Below are 22,802 nucleotides of genomic sequence, written 5' to 3'. Positions count from 1 at the left end.
CGCGCCGATGACAGCGACCGCTCAATATCCCCGTGCCCGATCGACGCTTTCGGGAAGCGCGCCGCTTGCGTGATAGGTGCGGATGTTTCGAGCGACAATCGCCGATGCCGTCCGGCGATCCGTCGGCGCGGAGATATGCGGCAAGACGGTGACGTGCGGATTGCCCCATTGCCAGCTATCAGGCGGCAACGGCTCAACGCTGAACACGTCGAGCACCGCGTGTTTTATCCGGCGAGATTCCAGTGCCGCGCGCAGTGCGTCGTCGCAGATGATCGGGCCGCGCGCGAAATTGATGAGCGACGCGTGCTCGGGGAGATGTCCTAGCCTTGTCGCGTTCAATAGTCCCTTCGTGTGGACCGTCAACGGCAGCAGGCAAACCAGAATATCCGTCTTCGCCAACATGGCGGGCAGTTCGGCGTCGCCCGCAAAGCACTCGACGTCGGATGCGTCTCTGCGCGTTCTGCTCCATCCGCAGACGTTGAAGCCGGACGCCACCAGACGCCGGGCAGCCGCTTCGCCAAGTGCGCCCAGCCCCAGCAGCCCCACAGTCTTATCCTGTGGACGCGTGTAATCCTGCGCCAGCCATTGGCGATTGGTCTGTTGCGCCGCATAGGCCGGCATGTCGCGATGCAGGTACAACGTCCAGGCCAGCACGGCCTCGGTCATGGTTTCGGCCAGTTGCGGATCGACCAGTCTGACTATCTTCAGATCGGTATCGGCCAGATCGGTCACGAGCCGCTCGACGCCCGCCCAGACACTGTGTACCCACTTCAATTGAGGCAGTTGCCGAACGTCCTCCGGCAACGGGTTGGCGACGATGGCCACCGTGCAAGCGGCCTTCGCTTGTGCATCCAGCGCATGCAGCGGCACGATCTTCTCGTCGGGCATTGCCTGTTGCAGGGCGTCGATCCAGTCTGCCGCGAACGGGTAGTGAGGGCTGCAGATGAAGGGAATAGCGGTCTTCACTTTGCGTACACCTTGCCGAGGTTGGCAAAGCCTTTGACTTCGATCGGATTGCCGCAGGGGTCGCGAAAGAACATGGTTGCCTGCTCGCCCGGTTCGCCGGCGAAGCGCAGGCCCGGTGGAATGACGAAGTCGATCTCCTCGGCGACGAGGCGGTCCGCGAGTTCGCGCCAGTCCTGCATTTCCATCACGAGGCCGAGGTGGGGCATCGGCACCCAATGTTCACCCACCTTGCCCGTGTTCGTGACGGGAAAGGGTTCGCCCAGATGCAACGAGATCTGATGGCCGAAGAAGTCGAAGTCCACCCATGTATCGGTACTGCGGCCTTCCTGACAGCCGAGGATCTTGCCGTAGAACGCGCGTGATTCGTCTAGATCCCGCACGTGATAAGCGAGATGGAAACAGGTTTGCATAGGAGGCTCCAGGCTTGGCGGGAGAGAGGTCAGTGATGCGATTCCGGCAGCCTAGCATCGGCTCTACGAAAGAGATAGCATGTATTTTTTTATAAAACAAAAGGAATTCTTTTGGAAACCCGTTATCTGAAAAGCCTGATCGCGGTGGTCGATTGCGGGTCGATTGCGGATGCCGCGCGCGTGGAACAGATTACGGCCGCGGCGATCGGTCAGCGGGTTCAGGCGCTCGAACGCGAACTTGGTTTTGCACTGCTCTCGCGCAGCGGGTACACGGCGCGGCCGACCGAGGCGTGTCTGAGCCTTCTGCCGCGCGCCCGCCGTATCGTGCGTGAGTCGGCGCTACTGGAAGGCGACGCGGACCTGGACGGATTGAGCGGCACATTGCGGGTCGGGGCGATCTCCACCGCGCTGACCGGTATGCTGCCAGGCGCTTTGCGGGCGCTGACGCAACAGGCTCCGCAGGGCCGGCCGGTGATTATCCCTGGAACCTCCCGTGGCCTTTACCAGGCGCTGCAGGCAGGCGAGCTGGATGCAGCCATCGTTGTCGCTCCACCGTTTCCGCTGCCGAAAACGACTCGTGCTGTCGTGCTGCGCAGGGAACCGCTTGTTTTGCTGGCGGACAAAAACGCACGCGGTAGCGCTGTTTCGCTATTGCGCTCGCGCTCTTACATACGCTACGACCCAGACGCATGGGGAGGCCGCTATTCGGCTAAATTTCTCGCCGACAAGGGGATCGAGCCGTCTGTCATCTGCGATCTGGACGCGCTTGAGGCCATTGCCATGCTGGTGGCGGATGGCGTGGGTGTCAGTCTTGTGCCGCGCTGGTCCGGCATCGAGCGTTTCGCTGGCGACTGCCGGATGACGCAGATCACGGAAGGGGCCTATGAGCGCGAAATCGTGCTGTTGACGAGCGCTCAGGCGGACCGCCTCAACATGCTGGCCATCCTTTCGCGGGCGCTTGTCGAGTCGCCGGCGAAATGATCCGCGCCGCTGCGTAACGGCCGGTGCGTGAGGCACGGCGTATCCGGATCAGATTGTCTCTGTGATTTGCTTCAACATGTACAAGATGAAGTAAAAATACAAAATGTTGGAAGGCGAACCACGAACAAAAACGCACATTTCATGGTGATTTTGAAAGAGAACTTAAATTCTCGCTTGACGATTCATTTTCGTGTTTGTATAAATTTGTACAACTTAAGCAAAACCTCTATTTTCGCCACCAGGATCGCCATGAAACCCTCTATCGCGCTGCGCGCACTGCTCACCTCGGCAGCCATTTCGTTCGCTTGTGCCGCGCCTGCCCTGGCAGCCGCGCCTTTGAAGACGGTCGAAGCCGGGCAACTGACTTACGGCGTCGCGGCGACGTTCGCCCCGTTTGAGTTCACCCAGAACGGTGCGTTGACGGGTTTCGACATCGATCTGATCAATGCGGTCGCGAAAGCGATGAATCTGACGCCCGCCCCGCAGAACATGCAGTTCAGCGGCTTGATCCCGGCGCTGCAAGGTGGCCGGATCGACCTGATCAATTCGGCGATGTACATGACGCCGGCACGCAGCGCTCAGGTCGACTTCGTGCCGTATTTGCGGATCGGCGACCGGGTCATCGTGCAGGCGGCGAATCCCGCGAAGATCACCGGCCGGGACGATTCGATCTGCGGCAAGAACATCGCGGTCACGCTGGGCGGTATCGAGGAAACCTACGCACGCGCCGACGCGCAGCGCTGCGTCGCGGCCGGCCACAGCGCGCCCAACATCATGACCTTGCCGACCGCGCAGAATTCGGCGCTGAGCCTGCGCCAGGGGCGCGCCGACGCCATCTACAACTCGACGCCCGGAACCGTGCAGTTGCTGACCGAAGTGCCCAACGTCTACAAGGCGGTCGGTCCGGAATTCGAACAGACGACCACGATTGGGTTCGCCGTCCCGAAAGGCAATGCAGCCGTAGCGGCGGCGCTGAAGGATGCCCTTGCGAAAGTGGTGGCGCAAGGCACGTACAAGCAGTTGATCGAGAAATGGAAGCTGCCGCCTTCCGTGTCGATTTTCAATGGCCAGGACTCGGCCGCCGCTCATACCGACTAAGCGCCGAATATTTTTCCTCTCAGGATGAATGGTCGAGGCGGGGACCCCGCCTTGACGGGCGTCGCTCATCCGTCGTTTGCATACAGACCATAGGCAGAAAATGAAACGAGTGGCTTCGATAAGTGTGGCGGTCGCATTGACCGGCATCTCTGCAACAGCACATGCGCAGAACAGCGTCACGTTGTACGGCATCGTCGATGCCGGTATCAGCTACCTGAAGACATCGAGCGGCAATCGCTACAGTTTGCTCAGCGGTGGGTTATCGGGGAACCGTTGGGGATTGAAGGGGAGTGAGGATCTCGGCGGTGGCCTGAAAGCGATTTTCCAGCTCGAATCCGGATTTTCGATCGGCACCGGCAAGTTGCTTCAGGGCGGCCGTGAGTTCGGCCGGCAGTCCTTCGTCGGGCTGTCGGGTGAGCGCTGGGGATCGGTGGTCATGGGCCGCATGTACGACCCGGTCGTCGACCTCGTGCAACCGTTGACCGCGGACGGCACGGGCGGCAGTGTCCCGTTCGCGACGCCGGGCGATGTCGACAACAACGATTTCAGCGCACGTGTTTCGAATGCGGTGAAATATTCGAGTCCAAATTATTCAGGACTGCAATTCGAGGCGCTGTATGCATTCGGTGGCGTTGCAGGGTCGACCGGCCAGGGCTATACCGCAAGCGGTGCTGTCTCGTATAGCCAGGGGCCGTTGAAACTTGCCGCCGGTTACTTTCAGGCGGCCAACGCCAACGCCGCTTCGGGCAAACGCACCGGCTGGACCAGCGCCACCACCGACGCACTTTTCGAAGGTGGGTCGATCAATACGGCTTACCAGAGCGCACATATGCTCGCGATCGCGCAAGTCGCAGGGCAGTATCAGATCGGCGCGTTCACACTGGGAGCGGGCTACAGCAACGCGCGCTACACCAGCGACGGGGAGTCGACTTTCGCGGCGACGCAGAAGTTCAACACCGGGCGGGTCTATGGCTTCTATCGTGTCTCTCCTGGATTGCGCTTAGGCGTGGGCTACATCCTGACCTCGGCAAGCGGTGATGCGTCGGCACGCTACAACCAGGTGAGTGCAGGCAGTTTCTACACGCTGTCGAAAGCCACCGACGTTTATGCTACTGCCGCGTTCCAGCGCGCGAGCGGCACGCAACGCACGGCGTCCGGCGGGACGCAGGCCGCCGTGGCAACCATCTCGTCCTACGGCGTCGACGGCACGAGTACGCAGGCCATTGTCTCCGTGGGCTTGCGGCATCGTTTCTGATCACAACGGCTCGCGGCAGGGGATACCTGCCGTTCCCATTTTTTTAGAATCGAGACCTATAGCATGTTGTCTTATCAAACACCCGTCGCGAAAGATGTGCTGGACGCGGCCGCGCAACTGCGCGACGTTGCGATCGACACGCCGGTCGTGCGGTCGGATCTGCTCGACGAAATCACGGGGGCGAAAGTCTTCGTCAAACTGGAGAGTCTTCAGCACACCGGGGCGTTCAAGTTTCGCGGAGCGTATAACTGTCTGTCGCGTCTCGACCGGCACGACTGTCCGGACGGCGTCGTGGCGTACTCGACCGGCAATCACGGGCAGGCAATCGCCACCGTCGGCAGGATGCTCGGTATCGCGACCACGGTCGTCATGCCATCTAACGCCCCCGCGAACAAAGTCGAAAAAGCCAGGATCGCCGGCGCGCAGATCGTCCGCTATGACCGCGAACGCCAGAGCCGTGAGGCCGTGGCAGCGGAGTTGGCGACACGCGGCCGGTTTGCCGTGGTTCCGCCGGGCGATCACCATCACGTGATCGCGGGGCAGGGCACCGTTGCGCTCGAAGCGCTGGCGCGGCTAGGTCAGGATGCGCTCGACGCGATCATCGTGCCGTGTGGCGGCGGTGGACTCTCGGCGGGCACTTGTCTCGCGGTCGAGGCGGCGGGGTCGCGCGCTCAGGTCTGGGCGGCGGAGCCGGCCGAATTCGACGATACCCGGCGCTCTCTTGCATCGGGAAATCGGGAGGCCAACCCGGCCGGCACTACGTCGATTTGCGATGCGCTGCTCGCGCCGATCCCGGCGGAGTTGCCGTTCTCGATCAACAGCCAGCGACTCTCCGGCGTACTCACGGCCAGCGACCATGCAGTCATGCAGGCCATGGCATTCTGCTTCGAGGCTTTCCGCGTCGTCGTGGAGCCGGGCGGCGCGGTGGCACTCGCCGCACTGATGACCGATCCCGTCGCGGCATCGCTGCGCGGCAAGCGGGTATTGGTGATCGCGTCCGGTGGTAACGTCGACGCTGCGCTGTTCGCGTCAGCCATCAGCAAAGCGGAAGTCTGAGTATGCGTAGCGATGCCTGCGGGCAATGCGGACCGCAGGCTGCATCGGATCGTGCCTCAGGCGCGGTCCGCCGCGGCGCGTAGAAACGCGCTCAATAGCGGATGAGGGGCGCCGCTTGCGGACGACAGTTCCGGATGTCCCTGCATGCCGATGAAAAACGGATGGTTGCGTGCTTCAATCGCATCCGCGATCCGTCCGCTGGCATCGCGAGCGACTATCTCCACGCCAACAGACGACAGCGGCACATCGAGTTCGGGATTGAGCCGGTAGCGGTGATTGCAATGAATCCACGGCTGCTTGCCGAGGATCGCGTTCAACCTGGAGGTCGGCGCGACGTCGAGCGGATGGCGCCCGAGGCGATGGGTGGGCGGTGCCGAACGATCGGCCCCGATCGGCACGAAGCTCAAGATTCTCGCGTCCGGCTGGGCTTCCATCAAGCCGACATCGTTCGTGCGCATGGCGAGCCGTGCAATCGCGGTGGCCATTGACTGCATGCCGAGACATAGACCGACGACAGGTCTCGACGCGCGCCATGCGTATGTCGCGGCCGCAATCTGTCCCGCCACGCGCGTCATGTCGGCCCCGCCGGGCAGGACGATACCGTCGAAAGCGTCAAGCGCCTCTTCGGCGCTCGCGTCGCCCAGGTCGTGCGGCGAGACGAAACTGATGTCCATGCTGATCGCTAGCGCGTCGGCCGCGTCCGCCAGCGCGGCGAGCGTGGCGGGGTAAGTGTCGCGTTGATCCGCTTCGCGGCCGATCAGCGCGATGTGCACGCTTGCGCTCGCCGTGCGCTTGTGTGCGCCGGTTGCCGGGAAGGCCGCACCCGGTCCACCTTGCGCGTGCGATGCGCTCCCTGTCCAGCGGCCAAACCGGTCCTGCTGCGCCCGCGTGACAATACTCGTCACGCGGCTCGTGCTGTGCGACTGTTCGAGTTCGACTGTTTCGGTGAGGCTGCGTGCGCGCATCACGCGATAGCGAACGGTCGCGACATGGCTGCGGGTGGCGAGGGCAGATAGCGCGTCGAGTCTCGCGAGTCCACCCTCGGTGCCAGGGTGGACGGGTACGATCACGGCCGCGTTCGCCGCGTTCGCGATCAGGTCTTCGGCGCTGCGTGCCGCAGTAACCGGCTGCCCGCTCAGGCGTTCGCTCCAGATCAGGCCGCTCGGCACGAGGGCGCCGTCACCGGTCACGTGCTGTAACGCGTCGGGGAAACGATTTTCGTCGAAGCGGGCTGCGAGATGCTGCAATGTCGCGCCGACCACATTGGCCAGAATCGCGGCCTGTGCGCCGTAGTGTGCCGGCGTGTCGGCATCGTCTTCAACGAGGTACAGCATCGGGGCCTCTGGAGATCGGGTGGGCGCGCGTCATGCACCGTTGTTTGGGCGTATGGCCGTACCGGACCGGCCACACGTCGTTTAATGCTGCAGGCGACCAGCGATTAGCGGCCGCTGATCTCGACCGGCGAGTGCACCAGCGCGGCGCAGGCGGCCTCGATCCGGCTGCACGCGTCCTGCAAGGTCTGCGCGGGCACCGCGTAAGCGATCCTGACGTGATGCTCCACGCCGAATGCGCTCCCGTGTACCACTCCGACATGCGCGGCATCGAGCAGGTAATTGGCGAAATCGAGATCCGTGCCCAGCACGATCCCGTCCGGTGTTATCGCACCGATCAGGCCCGCGCAGTTCACGAACGCGTAGAACGCGCCTTCGGACGCCGCGCAGTGCAGTCCGGGGCATCGTCCGATTGCCGCAAGCACCATCTGACGGTTGACCTGCAGCGCGGTGAGCCAGTCGGACATGAAATCCGTGCCGCCGCGCAGCGCGGCCAACGCCGCGGCCTGTGAGATCGTGCTCGGATTCGACGTACTTTGCGATTGCAGCGTCTGCATCGCACGGATCAGCCAGGCGGGCCCGCCGGCGTAGCCGATGCGCCAACCAGTCATCGAATATCCCTTCGACACGCCGTTGACGGTCAGCGTGCGTTCGCGCAGCCGTGGCTCGACCTGTACCGGCGTATAAAAGCGGTCGTCATAGCGCACGTGCTCGTAGATATCGTCGGCCATCAGCAACACGTGTTCGTGTTCGACCAGCACGTCCGTCAGCGCTTTCAGTTCATCGCGCGTGTAGACCGCGCCGGACGGATTGTTCGGCGAATTGAGGATCAGCCAGCGGGTCTTCGGGCCGATGGCGGCGCGCAACACGTCCGGCTGCAACTTCCAGCCCGTTTCAGGCGTGCTCGGCAGCACGCGCACTCGCCCTTCGGCGAGTGCGACCATGTCCGGGTAAGACACCCAGTAGGGCGCGCAGATCAGGACTTCGTCGTCGGGCGCGATGGTCGCGAGGAGCGCGTTGAAGATGAGCTGCTTTGCCCCGGTCCCGGCGATGACTTCCTGCGCCGAGTACTGGATGCCGTTCTCGCGAGCGAATTTGTCGACGATCGCGTTGAGAAGTTCCGCCGTCCCGGCGACCGCCGTGTACTTGGTGTCGCCACGTTCGATCGCGGCGATGCCGGCCTGCTTGATATGAGCAGGCGTGTCGAAGTGCAGTTCGCCTTCGCCGAGATTGATGACCGGTTTGCCCCGCGCGAGCAGGAGCCTGACTTTGTCGGAGATAACCGCGGTGGGCGAGGGCTGCACCCGTTGCATGCGCGGCGCCAGCTGATTGGAAAACATATTGACCTCGTGTTGTCTTGTGTGTCCGGCTCGCGGCTCAGGCCGCGACGCGCAGCAAAGGTCGCTCGACCGTTCCGAGTGCCCGATAGCCGGTCTCCGTGACCACCACGGTTTCGCTGACGCCGACAGTGAATTCGCCGTAAATCCGGAGCGCGGGCGGAATGTGGAAGGTCATGCCCGGTTGCAGCGGCGTCATGACGCCCGTGTAGAGACTGAGGATCGATCCTTCGCCCCAATCCGGCGCGAACGAAATGCCGACCGAGTAGCCCGTGCGTTTCTTGAAGTTGTCCGTGTAGCCGGCGCGGTCGATGACCCGCTGGCAGGCAAGGTGGGGTGCTTCACAGGGCGCGCCGGGTTTGATGGCGTCGAGTGAAGCTTGCAGCGCTTCCTGGCAGACTTCTTCCATCGCCAACGCTTCGGGGCGAACTTCGCCGATCCACGCCGAACGCATTAGCGCCGCGTGATAGCGGTCGTGGCATCCGGCCATTTCGAGAAACGCCGGCGAGTTAACTTCGAGCGCGCGACGGCGCCACGTGCCGTGCGGCACGCCGGTGCGTGGGCCGGCCGACACCAGCGGTTCCATGCCGACGTATTCGGAGCCTGCCGCGATTGCCGCGGACATCATCGCCGCGACTAGCGTGTTTTCGGTTGAGCCCGGCTTGACCGCGGCCAGACCCGCTCGCATGCCGGCATCGACATAACCGGCGGCCGTGGCGAGCTTTTCGATTTCCGCCGCCGACTTCACTGCGCGAAGCTGTTCGACCACGCCGGCGGAATCGGCGATCGTACCGAGCTTGTCGCACAGCGTTTCGTAGACGGCGATCGGCAGGAACCAGCCGCGCTTGTCGAGCGCAATGCGTTTGCCGGCCAGCCCTTTTTGCTGGATGACCTTGACCAGCACGTCGATCGGATTTTCGCCGTCGCTGTAAACCTGGGCATCCGAAATATAGGTATTGGCGATGAAGTTGAAGTATTCGAGCTGGCGGATCACGAACACGGGTTCGCCCGCGACAGGCAGGATCAGTGCCTGAAACGTGTAATAACCGGGTGTCTGTTGCCCGGTCAGATAGAAGATGTTTTCCGGACCGGTGACGATCATTGCGTCGATGTTCGCCTGGGCGAGCAATGCGCGTGCGCGAGCGACACGGCCTGCATATTCCCCGGCCGGAAAGGCTGATTCGCAACCCTGAGCGGGACCTTGGCTTGTTTGCATGTCGAGGGTTTCCTAAGCGTCTAGAGAGTGTGGGTCAATGCGGCGTCGAACGAAACGCCGAGTCCGGTGTGGCCTGCGGCGCAGACCGTTCCTGTGCGATACGAAAGGCCGCTGACAGGATCGTCGAGAAGGCCATCGGCGCCATAGAGTTCGGCCCAGCGCGGCGCAGTCGCGCAGCAAACCTGAAGGGCGGCTGCGGTCGCGGCGGCGCCTTCGTTCATCTGGCCGATCATCAGCGGAATGCCTGCAGCACTCAGCCGGCGTGCGGCGCCGATTGTCGATGCGATACCGCCCAGTTTCACGAGCTTCAGATGCGCGGCCACCGGTAGACCGGCGAAGCCGCACAGGGTGTCGATGTCAGCGTCCGATTGCAGGCTTTCGTCGAGCATGAGCATGAGCGGGCTCATCTGCGCGAGACGGCGCAGATTCGTCCAGTCGCCGGCTGCGATGGGTTGCTCGACGTATTCGACCGCGCGCGCGGCAAGCGCGGCGAAGCGCGCCGGACATTCGCCGGGCAGCCACTGACCGTTCGCATCGACGGACAACATGATGCAATCGCCGAATCGAGTTTTCAGCAGGTCGATGCGGCGCAGATCGTCGTCGAATGTTCCAATCGCCACGCGCAGCTTCAGATCGTTGAAGCCGCGTTCGAGATAACGGGCGGCGCGGGCCAGCATGGTTTCGTCCGACGACCAGAAGAGCGTCTGGTTCGAGCGCCACATGGTGGGCTGCTCGCCGTGTGCGCCGAACATCTGAGCGACACTGACGCCGCACTGCTGCGCGTACAGGTCGCAGAGCGCGCTGTCGATCATCATGCGCACCGGCGCGCAGAAGCGCGCGAGCCATTCGCCGGATGTTTCAACGAGCGCACGGGCATCGCGCCGCCAGTCGATCTGCGCGAGCGCGGCGTGCGCGTCGGTGATGACTGTCTCCGGTGCGAGACCGTTCAGATAGGCGATGTTGATCCGTACTTCGCCGATGCCGACATGGTCCTGTTCGACGAGCCGCAGATACAGCGCGTCCAGGTATCCGACGCTGCCCGACGCCGCCGTGTGCAGCGTGAGGCCGTCGCCGTAGTGGAGCGAGGCGCGGTGAAGGGTGGCTAGCACGATCGTCAGCCGCCCTTTTTCATCATCTCGAGCGCGACGTCCCGATAGATCAGGCTCGATGCGAGCAGTTCGTCGATCGGTACGAACTCGTCCGGCTTGTGCGCGACTTCGAGCGTGCCCGGGCCGATCACGACGCCGGTCGCGCCGACGCTGCGGAAATGCACCAGATCGCAGCCGCCCTGGAAGCCGAACGGGCCCGGCTCGGCGGTGCCATGGGCACGGCACGCTGCGAGGCTCGCCTGAACGATTTTCGAGTCGAGCGTAGTTTCGGTCGCGCCGCCGGTGGTAGGGCGATATTCGAGGACTTCCGCTCGCACGCCGAATTGCTCGTACGCGACTTTGAGAAGTTGCTCGATTTCCCGCTTGACGTCCTCTTCGAGTTCGCCGGGCACCATGCGGCGGTCGAGCAGCAGATCGCAGGCACCGGGAACAACGTTGTCCGCATGGCCGCCGAGCGCACGGGTCACGGTCAGGCTAGCCGAACCGACCAGCGGATGACAGCGGCAACGCACTTCGTTCTCGTGATGCCCTTCGACCAGCTTGAGCAGTTGGGCGGCGCGATAGATCGCGTTGTCGCCGAGATGCGGTGTGCCGGAATGGGCAGTGACGCCGTGCACTCGCACGAGCGGCCGCAGGCTGCCTTTGTGGGCCGAGAAGGTCGCGTTCGAGGTCGGCTCGCCGACCACCACGAAATCGACTTTGGGCCGGCCGGCCGCATAGAACTTCGCCCCTTCGCTGGCGATCTCCTCGTCAGCCGTAAAGACGCCGAGTAGCGTGCCCGACCAGCCGGAGCGGTCCGCGGCCAGCATGCGCATCGCTTCGATCATCGCGGTCAGCGGGCCTTTTGCGTCGCATGAGCCGCGGCCGTACAGGCGGTTGTCCGCTTCGCGCAGGACGAACGGATCGGACTTCCAGCCGTCGCCGGCCGGTACGACATCGAGGTGAGTGTTGAATGCGAATGTCGGGCCGGGGCCGTTTTCCAGTCGCGCCATCACGTTGGCGCGGCCCGGCTTGTATTCGCTGAGCGACAGGTCGAAGCCTTCGCTGGCGAGCAGGCGCTCCACGAGTTGCGCGGCCTCGATTTCGCGGCCGGGCGGGTTTTCCGTATTGATACCGACAAGCGCAGTCAGGTCCCGTTTCATGCGGGACAGATCGGGTTGGATGGACATGAGAAGTGTTCCGGGTCAGTGCAGGATCTGGTCAAGAAACCGGCGCGCACGTTCGTGCGTGGAGCCGTTGAAGAATTGTTCGCTGGTCTCGGTCAGGATGACCTCGCCGGCGTCCATGAAAACGATCTTGTCGGCCGCGCGCCGCGCAAACCCCATTTCGTGGGTCACGACGAGGCTCGTCATGCCTTCCGCGCTCAGTTCGGCCATAACGTCGAGGACTTCGCTGACCATCTCCGGATCGAGCGCGGAGGTGGGCTCGTCGTACAGCATGACCTTCGGTTTCATCGCCAGCGCACGTGCGATCGCGACGCGCTGCTGCTGACCGCCCGAGAGCTGCTCCGGAAAGTAATCGGCGCGCTCGCGCAGGCGCACCTTGGTCAGGAGGCCGAGTGCGAGGTCATGTGCGTCGTGGCGCGAAACGCCCATCACGGTCATCGGCGCAAGCATCACGTTTTCGATGGCGGATAGATGGGAAAACAGCTCGAAATTCTGAAACACCATGCCGATTCGCTGGCGCACCAGGTGTTCGTTTTTTCGCTCGCGCGCGAGGTCGCGGCCTTCGAACAGAATGTTGCCGGCATCGACTGTCTCGAGCAGGTTGATACAGCGCAGGAGGGTGGATTTACCGGACCCGGAAGGGCCGACAATCACGATCGTCTCTTGCGCCGCGACATCGATCGAGCAGCTCTTGAGAATACGCGTGTCGCCATAGCTCTTGTCGATACGGCTGACTTTCAGCAAGGGAAGGGAGGCGCCAGTAGACATGGGCATCCTTAGCGAACGAGGGATTGCGAAGTGCCGAGCAGACGTTCGGCGAACGACATGCGGCGAGTACTGGTCCTGCGCTTGCGATCGAGCGCGCGTTCCATCCATCCCTGCAGCAGCATGAACAGCGTAGTGAGCGCCAAGTAGTAGATTCCCGCAGCAGTTAGCGCTTCCAGGTAACGGAAGTTCGCACTTGCCGCCTGATCGGCGACGAGCAGCAACTCCTGCACGGCAATCACCGAGACGAGGGCGCTCAGCTTGAGCATGCCGATCATCTGGTTGCCGATAGGCGGCAGGACGACCCGCAGCGCCTGCGGCACGACGATATGGCGGAATACCTTGGCGCGCGTCATACCCAACGCGAACCCTGCCGTGCGTTGTCCCTGCTTCACGGCTTGCAGACCGGAGCGGAATATCTCCGACATGAACGCGCCTTCGTTTAGCGACAGTGCGAGCACCGCGCAGACAAACGCGCTGAACCGGATGCCGAAGGACGGCAGCACGTTGTAGATGAAGATGATCTGGAACAGGACGGGCGTGCCGCGGAACAACCACAAATAGGCGAACGTGAAGGTCTTCGCGATCTGACTGCGCGTGCCCTGTAGTAGCGCCAGCACGAGGCCGATCAGCATGCCGAATCCAAGCGAGATGACGGTCAGGACAAGCGTGAGCGCCGCGCCGTGGAGAAAATCTCTCGAGATCAGGTACTCGAGCAGTAGGTGTAGTGACATGATCAACTCCAATACTAACTACAATTTGTATGAATTGTGTCGATTTATACAAAGAGAAAAAAGGCGGGTCAAGGATTAATTCCGCTGTAAGGAAGTCAATTTGACGGTGATCTCGCCGATCTCTACGCCGATTGGTATTTGAAATTTGTATTTTTTGATATTCTTCTACAGATCGATTCGAAGGGACGATGCAATGACAAAAAGGGCGGGCAAGGGTGCCCATCTGCTGGCCAAACAGATCCTGGATCTCATTCAGGAAGCAAGGTTCGAGGTAGGCCATCACCTGCGCGAACAACAACTGGCGGACCTGCTCGGGGTGTCGCGCACGCCCGTGCGAGCGGCCATGACATTGCTCGAGTCCCTCGGTGTGATCGAGGCGCGAAAAAATCAGGGGTTCTTTCTGGCACGTTCCGCGGAGGGCCTGCACCGCATCGAGTTGGAGTTGCCCACTTCGGGGGACGAGGATCTGTACAACCGTCTCGTGACGGACCGCCTGGCGGGTCTGATTCCGGCGTCGCTCACGCAGACGGATATCGCGCAGCGCTATGAGGTGGACCGGGTGACGATGACGCGAGCCTTGTCGCGTCTTTCGGAAGATGGCCTGATCGTGCGTAATAAAGGGCACGGCTGGAGCTTTCAGCCCTCGCTCGACTCGGCACTCACCTTGAAGAACAGTTACGATTTTCGCTTGACCCTGGAGCCGGCCGGCCTGCTATTGCCCACTTTTTCGGCGGACCGCTCAGCGCTGGAAAGATGCCGGCGTGAACATATCTTCCTGACTTCGCAACTCGGTCTCAATGGCGTGACGCCGAAGCAGGTGTTCGAAACCGATGCCAATTTTCACGAGATGCTTGCCGAATACAGCGGGAACGTATTCATGCATCAATCGATGCAACAGCAGAACCGGCTGCGCCGCCTGCTCGAATTTCAGGGTTATGTGAACCGCAAGCGGATTCGGGAGTGGTGCAGCGAACACCTGGAGATCATCGACGCGATTCTCGCGAACGACATGCCGGTCGCCGCCGAGCGCATGCGCAAGCATCTGTTTCATGCCTACCATACGACGGGGGCCGCCGATGCGGTGGCGAAAGGCGGGAAGGTCGCGTAAAGGGAACGCCCGAAAGACCGGGTACGATGTGCTCAGACCTGAGCGCAAACCGCTTTGACAAGCGGAAACGACCCATGCGTTGGACGCGTGACAACTCGTAGTCAGCGTTCGTCCGCAGCACGGGTCGTTGCGCTTTTAACTGCTTGCGCAGCTATAGCTGGCTGCCTGATTGATGTCTCCCGCGTTGTAGTGCGGCACGGTCGGATACGGGCAGTCAGGCAGCGTTGCTGTCACGTTGCCGTTCGTGTCGAGTTTGGTCATAGTCAGTTGACCCGGTGCGGCGCCTTGCTCGACCCAGGCGATCATCGGACCAATGTAGTCGAACTGATCCGGTCCATTGCCACCTTCGACATGACCCACACCGGCCTCACGGTAGAACCGCGCATTACTGGCCGCCGACCCCGCGAGTTGCGTCATTGTCAGCCAGTTGCGGATATGGTCACGAGCCGACAGCAGCGGATCGGCGCCGCCGTGAAACGAGATCAGCTTTTTGCCCGAAGCCAGATACTGGGCGATAGCCTGAAGGCTGTGATCGGCTCCCGCGCTTTGCAAACCTGCGGCGATGACCGGATAGGCGCTATCGACATTAAAGGTTGCCTGCAAACTTCCTGCGGCAGTGGCCGGTAAGAGCCAATTGCCATTGCCTGTCGCGATCCCGGCGAATCCGCCGCCCAGCGTTGCATACGCGCCGACACCGAGCGAGCTGCCGAAGTCGGCCCAGTAGTAACCGGAATAGAGCAGCGTTCCGCTACCGGTATCCAGTGCGCCGATTTCTTGCCGGACGGTCTGCAATTGAGCCGGTGTGAGGCAGGTCGCGGCGGGCGCGCCTGCGGTTCCACATTGAAGGGGAGCGGGATCGTAGGTGCACGCGTCCGGGTTCAGTATCACGCCGTTGGCGTTCCCGCATTGTTGCAGCGCTGCCTGATAGGCCGCCGTCCATTGCGCGCTGCCGGGCATGGCGGCCGTCCCGACCTTGGAGGCCATGTTCAGCCATGCCATGGTTTGCGTCGCCATATTCATGGTTTCGGAGCCGGCGATGATGCCGTCGTAATCGCCGGGCCAATCCTGCGCGACGAGGTAAGCATTGCGGCCGCCGTTCGATGCGCCTTCGAAGTAGGTGTACTTGGGTGACTGACCGTAGAAGGCGCTAATCACCGCTTTGGCAAAATGTACGGTGGTGCCGAGCGCGGCGTACGAGTAGTCCTGTTTTTGGGTCGCATTGGTGATGAAATCGGCAGGATTGCCGTCCCGGTTGCCACCGTTTGAAGCCGTGAAAGCCATGCCGCGTTGCAGCGGTTTGGTGAGAGGGTAAGTCAGGTTGACAGATTCGACGGTTGGAATGGATCCGTCGAAACCGCCCCCGCCCTGGTGGAATAACCGGTTCGCATAGTTATCCGGAAGATCGACCTCGATGTCGAGCGTGGTGCCGTGAGCGCCGGTCGCGCTAACTTTGCAGTAGGCGGGCACATCGCCGCTCGCTTCGGTGCGCTTCGTGGCGGTGATCTGGATCCCGCCGATGGTTTGGCCGTTGAGCGTGGTGCATTTGGACGCGTTGGTCTGGGCGACCGTGGGGGGTGTCACGTCACCACTTCCGCATGCAGTGACAAATACGCTGCAAAGACTGGCGATGCCCCATACCAGGTACGACTGGGTGATCCGCCTGCGCGCGCCGTCCGAGCCTCTGACATTCTGATTTGCCATTCATATCTCCTGGTTGAGGACAACAATTTTTGTTTTTATTAATTAACCGGCCGGTCGGTTTTGTGAGTGAGGTGCAGCATAAGTTGTTGGAAATCGCTCGGATAGCGACGTTAACCCTGGAGAACCAACGCAGATTTGATTGAAGTGGCGCGCAGTGGGCGAACGCAGGAAGTGCGTGGGGTACAAACGCACCCCACGACGTATTGCGTGTGAAAGTTGAAGTCGACAGAGGGAGGGGCTGGCCTGGGGGCGGGGACGTGTCCAGGGTCATCGTTGCAATCGAGTAGCTGACCGCGGCGTCACTGCGGCGGCGTTGGCCACGAACCGCGTTTAACGATTGTCCAGTAGAGCCATCCGATCAAAGCCAGTGCGCAAGCCCCAACGAGCGTTGGCAACAGCAAGAAAGACCAGCCTGGCTGAGCCACGAAGATGATGACCGGATTGCTGCCGGCCGGTGGATGGACGGTGCGTGTCAGCATCATCAGCATCGTGGCACATGCCGCGGCGGCGGCCATTGGCAGGTACCCCGGACCGAGTAGATGCAGAAATAGCAAACCGACCAGTGACGTCAGAACGTGACCTCCGATGATGTTGCGCGGTTGTGAAAACGGGCTGGCCGGAAAGCCGAACAGCAGCACGCAGGTTGCCCCGAACGACCCGAGGATCCACGGTTGCGAGGTTTTCTGCGCCAGCATGCCCACGAGAGCCAGGGCCGCGAACGCGCCCAGGCCGGCTAGCATGATGCTGCCGGCCCGGGCGCGCCGCGTCGAGGCCCCGTTGACGCCAGAGGGAGCGGCGGACGGGGAGGCCATATGCGGGGTTAGCTCTGCTTGAAGCGGGCAGCTTCTTCGGATCCCTTCGTCGCGTTGCCTGCGCTGTACGAGTGCGCGCCGACACCCGCAAGTTTGCCGCCTTGCACGATCAGGTATTCATTGCGGATCGGCCTGCCTTCGAAGAAGCACTCGAGGATTTCACGGGTGCCTGCGGCGTAGCGAGTTTGCGCGGACAGGCTGGTGCCGGAGATGTGTGGCGTCATGCCGTGGTGCGGCATGCTGCGCCACGGATGGTCGACCGGTGCAGGCTGAGGGAACCAGACGTCGCCCCCATAGCCGGCTAGCTGGCCACTTTCCAGTGCTGCGGCGATGGCATCGCGGTCGCACAGCTTGCCCCGTGCCGTATTGATCAGATAAGCACCACGCTTGAAATTCGCAAGCGTCTTCGCGTTGATCATGTGCTCGGTCTCGGGGTGCAGCGGGCAGTTCAGCGTCACGACGTCGCACACTTTGGTCAGGCTCTCGAGACTGGTGTGGTGGGTGAGGTTGAGTTCCTTCTCGACCGACTCCGGCAGGCGGTGGCGATCCAGATAGTGCAGCTTCACGTCGAAGGGCTTGAGCAGCCGCAGTACGCGCAGGCCGATACGGCCGGCGGCGACGGTGCCCACGTTCATCGCCTCAAGGTCATAGGAGCGTTCGACGCAATCGGCGATATTCCAGCCGCCCCTGATAACCCAGTCATACGACGGGAGATAGTTGCGCACCAGCGCAAGCGTTGTCATCACGACGTGTTCGGCTACGCTATTGCTGTTGCAATAAGTGACCTCGGCGACCGTGATGCCGCGATCCATTGCCGCCTGCAGATCGGTGTGGTCCGAACCGATGCCGGCGGTGACGATCATTTTGAGTCTGGGTGCTTTCGCGATGCGCTCGGCGGTCATATAGGCCGGCCAGAACGGTTGCGAAATGACGATTTCAGCGTCATGCAGTTCGCGGTCGAGCACGCTATCGGCACCGTCTTTACTCGACGTCACGACCAACTGGTGGCCGTTCGATTCGAGATATTTGCGCAGTCCCAGTTCGCCCGATACGCAACCCAGCAAATGACCCGGCGTGAAATCGATCGCTTCGGGGGTTGGCGCGGTTTGCCCGTCGGGATAATGGGTGATGTCAGGAATGGTGTCACGCGCATACCGCTTCGGCATACCGTCAACCGGATCGTCATACAGCACACAAAGAACCTTGGCCATGTCGTCTCGCTCCACTCAATGCAATAAGTGATCCGGCGTCAACCGTTTGACGGCCGGGTCGATGCGAGGCATCGATGAGCACAGTGTCTTTGAGGGAAGCGGGCCGGTCCAATCGTTTGGACGGATCGACTGATAACCGCTGCTTATTAAACTCCCGCTATTGCAGCGCGGCGATGTCTGCGTTGTTGAGCAATGTATCGAACGATTGCTGCAGATCGAGTCGTTCTGCCGCGCTCCACATTGCTGCCGCCAGCGGTGGTATGGACGGAGAATTGCGCGTGATCAGACCGATCTCGCGTGTCAGTTCAGGCAGCAATGGCGTTGCCTTGACGCTGGTTCGGGTGTCGAGCACGCTTAACAGGCTGTGCGGCAGGATGCTGTATAGGCCGGCATGCTGGACGTTCGAATACAGTGCGAGCAAGGAATCCGTTTCGAGCACGACGGTTGGTTGAACGCCGGCGCTGCGAAATGCCGCGTTGATGACCTGGCGATTCTGCATCGTCGTGCCCAGCAGGCAGAACGGCAGTTCGCCAAGCGCGTCCCAACGGTTCAGATCCGGCCTGGCAGGCGAGTCAGGAGGGGAGAGCAGAAAGTAACGCTCGCTATACAGTGGAAGAACCGCAAACCCCGCCTGGACGCGATTATCCAGATACGTGAACCCGATATCGAGTTCATAGTCGTCCAACTGGCGAAGGATCGTGTCCGCACTCAGCGAGCGCGCGGCGTATCGGATCGCGGGGTGATCCGATCGGCACGCGCCCAGCAACAAGCCCACAATGGGCATCGTCGTGGGAATGACGCCGATGCGGATCGTGCCGGTCAGCCGCACCTGGGCGGCCGATGCGTCCTGCCGCATATTTTCGAGCGCGGCGAGCGTCTGGCGGGCCCATCCGAGCACCCGTTCGCCTTCTTCGGTGAAGCCAAGAAAACGCCTGCCGCGCCTCACGATGACCAGACCCAACTCAGCTTCAAGGCTTCGGATCGCGGAGGAAAGCGCGGGCTGCGAGACATGGCTCAGTTCGGCAGCCTTGGCAAAGTGCTGCTCTTTCGCAAGCGTAACCAGATAATGAAGTTGACGGATGAACATCGCGCTCCCGGGTACCGGCAGATGCCATTTGCACATGCCGGCTTCGTTATATCACATGGAATATAACGAACTCGCCACGCACTGTGCTCGATCATGTGATCATGACCGCGTGCCACACACCCAGGCATGAGTGCAGTCGGATGTCGGGAGAAAAGACCACTATGCCGACCAGGATTGAATCAGGGTTTTCAGCCACATACCGGCGCATGCGCAGAGTGCTACGCTGCGCCGAGAAAATCAGCAGGTGGGTTTGCAAATGATGCGAATCGAGACAGGGGATTTTTCCACCAACGGGATCGAGCTACGAGCCGACATTGCCGGCAGCGGTATGCCGGTCCTGCTCTGCCACGGATTCCCCGAATCGCGGCATTCCTGGCGCCATCAGGTGCCGGCGCTCGCCGAAGCGGGATACCGTGTGATCGCGCCTGACATGCGGGGATATGGCGGCAGCAGCGCGCCGGAGACGATCGAGGATTTTACGATTCTGCATCTGGTGGGCGACATGGTCGGGTTGCTCGATACGCTTGGGCATCCGAAAGCCGTGATCGTCGGTCATGACTGGGGTGCGGTCGTTGCCTGGACGGCAGCCATGTTGCGGCCTGACCGGTTTATCGGCGTCGCCGGACTTTCGGTTCCGTTCATCCCTCGCACTTCTTCTCCGCCGCTCGCGACCCTGCGCCGCCTGGGGCGGGCGCACTTCTACTGGCTCTGGTTCGAACCGCGGGGTCGCGCCGAGGCGGAACTTGACGCTGATCCGGCGGAAAGCCTCCGCCGCATTTACTGGGGCCTCTCTGGCGGCGCGCCCGAGCCGCTCTGGAACGGCATGGTCGCCGGGAGCGGATTTCTTGCTACCTTCCCGGCGCCCGCCGGTCTGCCGGATTGGCTGACGCCGGAGGACCTCCGCCTGCAAACAGCAGCTTTCGCCCGTGGCTTTCGTGCGCCGCTCGACTGGTATCGCAATCTCGACCGGAACTGGGGGTTGCTTGGCGCCTTTGCCGACGCACGCATCACACAACCGGCGATGTTCCTCGCGGGCGCGCGGGACCCTGTGCTGAATTGGCGACGTGACGCCTATTCGGCTCATGCGGAGAACTTGCCGGGCCTTGTCTCCAGCACACTGCTCCCTGACGTCGGCCATTGGATACAGCAGGAGGCGCCGGAAGCAGTGACGGCAGCGCTCTTCGACTTCCTGCGGACATTCAATACATCGGACTACTAGCGGATCGTCACGCCGTTCGTCAGGCATTGCATGAACGTGTAGTTCGTCCAGATCCTTAAAACATGCTTCGGGTCGGTGCCGTCGGTCAGATCTGGTGCGTCGTTCTCGTAGTTGACGTTCAGGTATGTATAGCCCGTGTACCCATTCCAGTTGGGCATCGGCCGGCGTATCCAGCTCCGGCTTGTTAGCGCGCCAGCAACGAAACGGTTGCGATGCCGAGGACGGTCATCAGCAGCGACGCGCCCACATGAATGGCGATCTCGCCCGCCGCCCAGCCGAGCCGGCCGTCCTGCAAGCGCTGCACGACTTCTGCTGAGAATGTCGAGAAAGTCGATAGGCCACCCATCAATCCCGTAATGACGAAGAGCCGCCATTCGGGCGCGATCTGCGGCGCCCGCGCGAATCCCGCGACCGCGACGCCGATGACGTAGCCGGCGATCACATTGGCGGCGAACGTGCCGAGCGGCAAGCCGGCGAACAGGCCGTTCAGACGGATACCGAGGAACCAGCGGAACAGCGAGCCGAGTGCGCCACCGATGCCGACGGCGAGAATGGACCAATACATGAAAATTGCCCTGGCGAAGCGAAAAGGTCGACAAACCGGGCTGAGGAGGGACGCGCGATGCCGCGTCCGTCGTCATCCGGGCGAAGCAGGCATCATCAGCCACAAGGGCGGTTAAGGGAGAATGCCATCTCCAGCGCGCAAGTCTAGCATCGGCGAACCCACTGGGGACAGGTGGGCGCGGCATGATCGGCGGGCAACCGGACACGAAACCGCCGACGCGCCGCTAGCGATGCGTTGCGGCGAACGTGTCAGCCGACGCTTTCGCGTTCCGGCGTCGCCGAAATCTTGTGGATCGACAGGTCCGCGCCGTTGTACTCGTCTTCCGGATCGAGCCGCAAGCCCACCGTCATGCGAATGGCCCCGTACACGAGCGTGCCGCCGAGCGTCGCCACCACGATGCCGCCCAGCGTGCCGACCAGTTGCGCCCCGAACGATACGCCGCCCAGGCCACCGAACGCATGCAGACCGAAGATGCCGGCTGCGATGCCACCCCATGCGCCGCACAGACCATGCAACGGCCATACGCCGAGCACGTCGTCGATGCGCCAGCGGTTCTGCACGCAGGTGAACATGGTGACGAACAGCACGCCCGCAATGCCACCTGTCACCAGCGCGCCAAGCGGATGCATCACGTCGGAGCCTGCGCATACCGCGACCAGCCCGGCGAGCGGACCGTTGTACGTGAAACCGGGGTCGTTGCGGCCCGCGAGCCAAGCGGTCAGCGTGCCGCCGACCATCGCCATCAGCGAATTGACTGCCACGAGGCCGCTGATTTTGTCGATGGTCTGCGCGCTCATCACGTTAAAGCCGAACCAGCCGACCGTCAGCACCCATGCGCCCAGCGCGAGGAACGGAATATTCGACGGCGGATGCGCGGCAATGCCGCCGTCGCGGTGATAGCGGCCGTGGCGCGCGCCGAGCAGCAGCACGGCCGGCAACGCGACCCAGCCGCCGAACGCATGCACCACCACTGAACCGGCGAAGTCATGAAACGGCACCCCGAATACCTGGGTGAGCCAGTTCTGAATGCCGAAGCGGCCGTTCCACACGATCCCCTCGAAGAACGGATAGATGAACCCGACCAGCACGAAGGTGGCGAACAGCTGCGGATTGAATTTCGAGCGCTCGGCGATACCGCCCGACACGATCGCGGGAATCGCCGCCGCAAAGGTCAGCAGGAAGAAGAAGCGCACCAGCGCATAGCCATTGTGCGCGGCCAGCGACTCGGCGCTGCCGAAGAACTGCACGCCATAGGCGATCGTGTAGCCGATGAAGAAATACGCGATCGTCGAAACCGAGAAATCCACCAGAATCTTGACCAGTGCATTGACCTGATTCTTTTTGCGCACCGTGCCGAGTTCGAGAAATGCAAACCCCGCGTGCATGGCCAGCACCATCGCGGCACCTAGCAAAAGGAAGAGGGTGTCGGTGCCGGTTTTCAGACTTTCCATCGATGTGTCCCGCTTATGCCAAAAAAGCGGGCATTGAATGCAAGAAGCGGGCCAAATTTGTGCTGGAAAGCGTCGATCAGGTGCAAATCAGCACCGGGATGGGTTTCATGTCACTCGCTCCCATTTGGGCAATGCGCGGGGTTTTGCACCGTGGACAGCAATGAAAGCCCAATATAAGTGCATATCGGTTCCACAACGGACCTCATGATCCAAACATGGGCACA

At 62.1% G+C, this 22,802-nt stretch carries 22 protein-coding genes and 1 riboswitch; of the genes, 6 read left to right on the top strand and 16 right to left on the bottom strand.

Features of this window, described 5'->3' with window-relative positions; genetic code table 11:
* Positions 1 to 21: 21 nt before the first annotated feature.
* Positions 22 to 966, bottom strand: coding sequence for a 2-hydroxyacid dehydrogenase (locus tag ACUN0E_RS33735; protein WP_445569327.1), 945 nt, complete (start codon positions 964 to 966; stop codon positions 22 to 24).
* On the bottom strand, positions 963 to 1,376 hold the full coding sequence (locus tag ACUN0E_RS33730) for a VOC family protein (protein ID WP_445569326.1): 414 nt from the start codon (positions 1,374 to 1,376) through the stop codon (positions 963 to 965). Before ACUN0E_RS33730 ends, ACUN0E_RS33735 begins: the two co-directional genes overlap by 4 nt.
* A gap of 111 nt (positions 1,377 to 1,487) precedes the next feature.
* On the opposite strand from ACUN0E_RS33730, the gene ACUN0E_RS33725 reads away from it, so the two are divergent.
* The 4 genes from ACUN0E_RS33725 to ACUN0E_RS33710 all read left to right on the top strand — a co-directional run bounded on the left by ACUN0E_RS33725 (position 1,488) and on the right by ACUN0E_RS33710 (position 5,766).
* Positions 1,488 to 2,357: a LysR substrate-binding domain-containing protein gene (locus ACUN0E_RS33725; protein WP_445569325.1), complete on the top strand. Its 870-nt coding sequence runs from the start codon at positions 1,488 to 1,490 to the stop codon at positions 2,355 to 2,357.
* A gap of 249 nt (positions 2,358 to 2,606) precedes the next feature.
* A complete protein-coding gene (locus tag ACUN0E_RS33720; RefSeq protein WP_445569324.1) occupies positions 2,607 to 3,455 on the top strand; it encodes an ABC transporter substrate-binding protein in 849 nt (282 codons plus the stop codon).
* Between the two features lie 100 nt (positions 3,456 to 3,555).
* The gene (locus tag ACUN0E_RS33715; protein WP_445569323.1) at positions 3,556 to 4,710 is read left to right on the top strand and encodes a porin; all 1,155 of its coding nucleotides are present in this window, start codon (positions 3,556 to 3,558) and stop codon (positions 4,708 to 4,710) included.
* Positions 4,711 to 4,773: 63 nt separating this feature from the next.
* Positions 4,774 to 5,766, top strand: coding sequence for a threonine ammonia-lyase (locus ACUN0E_RS33710; RefSeq protein WP_445569322.1), 993 nt, complete (start codon positions 4,774 to 4,776; stop codon positions 5,764 to 5,766).
* 56 nt (positions 5,767 to 5,822) lie between these two features.
* Here the strand turns inward: ACUN0E_RS33710 and ACUN0E_RS33705 are convergent, their stop codons facing one another.
* The 7 genes from ACUN0E_RS33705 to ACUN0E_RS33675 all read right to left on the bottom strand — a co-directional run bounded on the left by ACUN0E_RS33705 (position 5,823) and on the right by ACUN0E_RS33675 (position 13,424).
* Positions 5,823 to 7,100 (bottom strand): glutamine amidotransferase-related protein, encoded by a 1,278-nt coding sequence (locus ACUN0E_RS33705; RefSeq protein WP_445569321.1) that lies wholly within the window; start codon positions 7,098 to 7,100, stop codon positions 5,823 to 5,825.
* 104 nt (positions 7,101 to 7,204) lie between these two features.
* Entirely contained in the window at positions 7,205 to 8,437 is a 1,233-nt protein-coding gene (locus ACUN0E_RS33700; protein ID WP_445569320.1) for a pyridoxal phosphate-dependent aminotransferase, read from the bottom strand.
* A gap of 37 nt (positions 8,438 to 8,474) precedes the next feature.
* Positions 8,475 to 9,650: a M24 family metallopeptidase gene (locus tag ACUN0E_RS33695; RefSeq protein ID WP_445569319.1), complete on the bottom strand. Its 1,176-nt coding sequence runs from the start codon at positions 9,648 to 9,650 to the stop codon at positions 8,475 to 8,477.
* Between the two features lie 20 nt (positions 9,651 to 9,670).
* Positions 9,671 to 10,759, bottom strand: coding sequence for a mandelate racemase/muconate lactonizing enzyme family protein (locus ACUN0E_RS33690; RefSeq protein WP_445569318.1), 1,089 nt, complete (start codon positions 10,757 to 10,759; stop codon positions 9,671 to 9,673).
* A gap of 5 nt (positions 10,760 to 10,764) precedes the next feature.
* Positions 10,765 to 11,928, bottom strand: a complete 1,164-nt coding sequence (locus tag ACUN0E_RS33685) for a M20 family metallopeptidase (protein ID WP_445569317.1) — start codon at positions 11,926 to 11,928, stop codon at positions 10,765 to 10,767.
* Between the two features lie 15 nt (positions 11,929 to 11,943).
* On the bottom strand, positions 11,944 to 12,693 hold the full coding sequence (locus ACUN0E_RS33680; protein WP_445569316.1) for an amino acid ABC transporter ATP-binding protein: 750 nt from the start codon (positions 12,691 to 12,693) through the stop codon (positions 11,944 to 11,946).
* An 8-nt stretch (positions 12,694 to 12,701) separates the two neighbouring features.
* The gene (locus ACUN0E_RS33675) at positions 12,702 to 13,424 is read right to left on the bottom strand and encodes an amino acid ABC transporter permease (protein WP_445569315.1); all 723 of its coding nucleotides are present in this window, start codon (positions 13,422 to 13,424) and stop codon (positions 12,702 to 12,704) included.
* 193 nt (positions 13,425 to 13,617) lie between these two features.
* Between ACUN0E_RS33675 and ACUN0E_RS33670 the strand changes: the two genes are divergently transcribed.
* Positions 13,618 to 14,532 carry a GntR family transcriptional regulator gene (locus tag ACUN0E_RS33670; RefSeq protein WP_445569314.1) on the top strand — a complete coding sequence of 305 codons (915 nt, stop codon included), beginning with the start codon at positions 13,618 to 13,620 and terminating at the stop codon, positions 14,530 to 14,532.
* A 135-nt stretch (positions 14,533 to 14,667) separates the two neighbouring features.
* Here the strand turns inward: ACUN0E_RS33670 and ACUN0E_RS33665 are convergent, their stop codons facing one another.
* From ACUN0E_RS33665 to ACUN0E_RS33650, 4 genes are all read right to left on the bottom strand, one after another.
* The gene (locus tag ACUN0E_RS33665; RefSeq protein WP_445569313.1) at positions 14,668 to 16,233 is read right to left on the bottom strand and encodes a tannase/feruloyl esterase family alpha/beta hydrolase; all 1,566 of its coding nucleotides are present in this window, start codon (positions 16,231 to 16,233) and stop codon (positions 14,668 to 14,670) included.
* Positions 16,234 to 16,532: 299 nt separating this feature from the next.
* Positions 16,533 to 17,045 (bottom strand): HPP family protein, encoded by a 513-nt coding sequence (locus ACUN0E_RS33660; RefSeq protein ID WP_445569312.1) that lies wholly within the window; start codon positions 17,043 to 17,045, stop codon positions 16,533 to 16,535.
* Positions 17,046 to 17,053: 8 nt separating this feature from the next.
* Positions 17,054 to 18,256, bottom strand: coding sequence for an NAD-dependent formate dehydrogenase (locus ACUN0E_RS33655; RefSeq protein WP_408232823.1), 1,203 nt, complete (start codon positions 18,254 to 18,256; stop codon positions 17,054 to 17,056).
* 157 nt (positions 18,257 to 18,413) lie between these two features.
* Positions 18,414 to 19,379 (bottom strand): LysR family transcriptional regulator, encoded by a 966-nt coding sequence (locus tag ACUN0E_RS33650; protein WP_445569311.1) that lies wholly within the window; start codon positions 19,377 to 19,379, stop codon positions 18,414 to 18,416.
* A gap of 220 nt (positions 19,380 to 19,599) precedes the next feature.
* Here ACUN0E_RS33650 and ACUN0E_RS33645 point away from each other — a divergent pair, with 220 nt between their 5' ends.
* Positions 19,600 to 20,562 carry an alpha/beta fold hydrolase gene (locus tag ACUN0E_RS33645; RefSeq protein WP_445569310.1) on the top strand — a complete coding sequence of 321 codons (963 nt, stop codon included), beginning with the start codon at positions 19,600 to 19,602 and terminating at the stop codon, positions 20,560 to 20,562.
* Here the strand turns inward: ACUN0E_RS33645 and ACUN0E_RS33640 are convergent.
* The 3 genes from ACUN0E_RS33640 to ACUN0E_RS33630 form a co-directional block, all read right to left on the bottom strand.
* Positions 20,559 to 20,720 carry a hypothetical protein gene (locus tag ACUN0E_RS33640; protein ID WP_408232814.1) on the bottom strand — a complete coding sequence of 54 codons (162 nt, stop codon included), beginning with the start codon at positions 20,718 to 20,720 and terminating at the stop codon, positions 20,559 to 20,561. The genes ACUN0E_RS33645 and ACUN0E_RS33640 overlap by 4 nt on opposite strands.
* A 26-nt stretch (positions 20,721 to 20,746) precedes the next feature.
* The gene (gene crcB / locus ACUN0E_RS33635) at positions 20,747 to 21,127 is read right to left on the bottom strand and encodes a fluoride efflux transporter CrcB (RefSeq protein ID WP_408232811.1); all 381 of its coding nucleotides are present in this window, start codon (positions 21,125 to 21,127) and stop codon (positions 20,747 to 20,749) included.
* A 79-nt stretch (positions 21,128 to 21,206) separates the two neighbouring features.
* Positions 21,207 to 21,268, bottom strand: a riboswitch (Fluoride riboswitch).
* 107 nt (positions 21,269 to 21,375) lie between these two features.
* Positions 21,376 to 22,578 (bottom strand): ammonium transporter, encoded by a 1,203-nt coding sequence (locus ACUN0E_RS33630; RefSeq protein ID WP_445569309.1) that lies wholly within the window; start codon positions 22,576 to 22,578, stop codon positions 21,376 to 21,378.
* Positions 22,579 to 22,802 lie beyond the last annotated feature (224 nt).

It is taken from the genome of Paraburkholderia sp. D1E (assembly GCF_052682275.1).
This window is presented reverse-complemented; position numbering and strand designations above follow the sequence as displayed.

Excerpts from the sequence above, each read along its gene's own strand:
- ACUN0E_RS33655 (WP_408232823.1), bottom strand. The coding sequence starts at position 18,256 with ATGGCCAAGGTTCTTTGTGTGCTGTATGACGATCCGGTTGACGGTATG.
- ACUN0E_RS33680 (WP_445569316.1), bottom strand. The coding sequence starts at position 12,693 with ATGTCTACTGGCGCCTCCCTTCCCTTGCTGAAAGTCAGCCGTATCGAC.
- ACUN0E_RS33670 (WP_445569314.1), top strand. The coding sequence starts at position 13,618 with ATGACAAAAAGGGCGGGCAAGGGTGCCCATCTGCTGGCCAAACAGATC.
- ACUN0E_RS33645 (WP_445569310.1), top strand. The coding sequence starts at position 19,600 with ATGATGCGAATCGAGACAGGGGATTTTTCCACCAACGGGATCGAGCTA.
- ACUN0E_RS33630 (WP_445569309.1), bottom strand. The coding sequence starts at position 22,578 with ATGGAAAGTCTGAAAACCGGCACCGACACCCTCTTCCTTTTGCTAGGT.
- ACUN0E_RS33650 (WP_445569311.1), bottom strand. The coding sequence starts at position 19,379 with ATGTGCAAATGGCATCTGCCGGTACCCGGGAGCGCGATGTTCATCCGT.
- ACUN0E_RS33715 (WP_445569323.1), top strand. The coding sequence starts at position 3,556 with ATGAAACGAGTGGCTTCGATAAGTGTGGCGGTCGCATTGACCGGCATC.
- ACUN0E_RS33675 (WP_445569315.1), bottom strand. The coding sequence starts at position 13,424 with ATGTCACTACACCTACTGCTCGAGTACCTGATCTCGAGAGATTTTCTC.
- ACUN0E_RS33700 (WP_445569320.1), bottom strand. The coding sequence starts at position 8,437 with ATGTTTTCCAATCAGCTGGCGCCGCGCATGCAACGGGTGCAGCCCTCG.
- ACUN0E_RS33685 (WP_445569317.1), bottom strand. The coding sequence starts at position 11,928 with ATGTCCATCCAACCCGATCTGTCCCGCATGAAACGGGACCTGACTGCG.
- ACUN0E_RS33705 (WP_445569321.1), bottom strand. The coding sequence starts at position 7,100 with ATGCTGTACCTCGTTGAAGACGATGCCGACACGCCGGCACACTACGGC.
- ACUN0E_RS33660 (WP_445569312.1), bottom strand. The coding sequence starts at position 17,045 with ATGGCCTCCCCGTCCGCCGCTCCCTCTGGCGTCAACGGGGCCTCGACG.
- ACUN0E_RS33640 (WP_408232814.1), bottom strand. The coding sequence starts at position 20,720 with ATGCCCAACTGGAATGGGTACACGGGCTATACATACCTGAACGTCAAC.
- ACUN0E_RS33710 (WP_445569322.1), top strand. The coding sequence starts at position 4,774 with ATGTTGTCTTATCAAACACCCGTCGCGAAAGATGTGCTGGACGCGGCC.
- ACUN0E_RS33730 (WP_445569326.1), bottom strand. The coding sequence starts at position 1,376 with ATGCAAACCTGTTTCCATCTCGCTTATCACGTGCGGGATCTAGACGAA.
- ACUN0E_RS33695 (WP_445569319.1), bottom strand. The coding sequence starts at position 9,650 with ATGCAAACAAGCCAAGGTCCCGCTCAGGGTTGCGAATCAGCCTTTCCG.
- crcB (WP_408232811.1), bottom strand. The coding sequence starts at position 21,127 with ATGTATTGGTCCATTCTCGCCGTCGGCATCGGTGGCGCACTCGGCTCG.
- ACUN0E_RS33665 (WP_445569313.1), bottom strand. The coding sequence starts at position 16,233 with ATGGCAAATCAGAATGTCAGAGGCTCGGACGGCGCGCGCAGGCGGATC.
- ACUN0E_RS33720 (WP_445569324.1), top strand. The coding sequence starts at position 2,607 with ATGAAACCCTCTATCGCGCTGCGCGCACTGCTCACCTCGGCAGCCATT.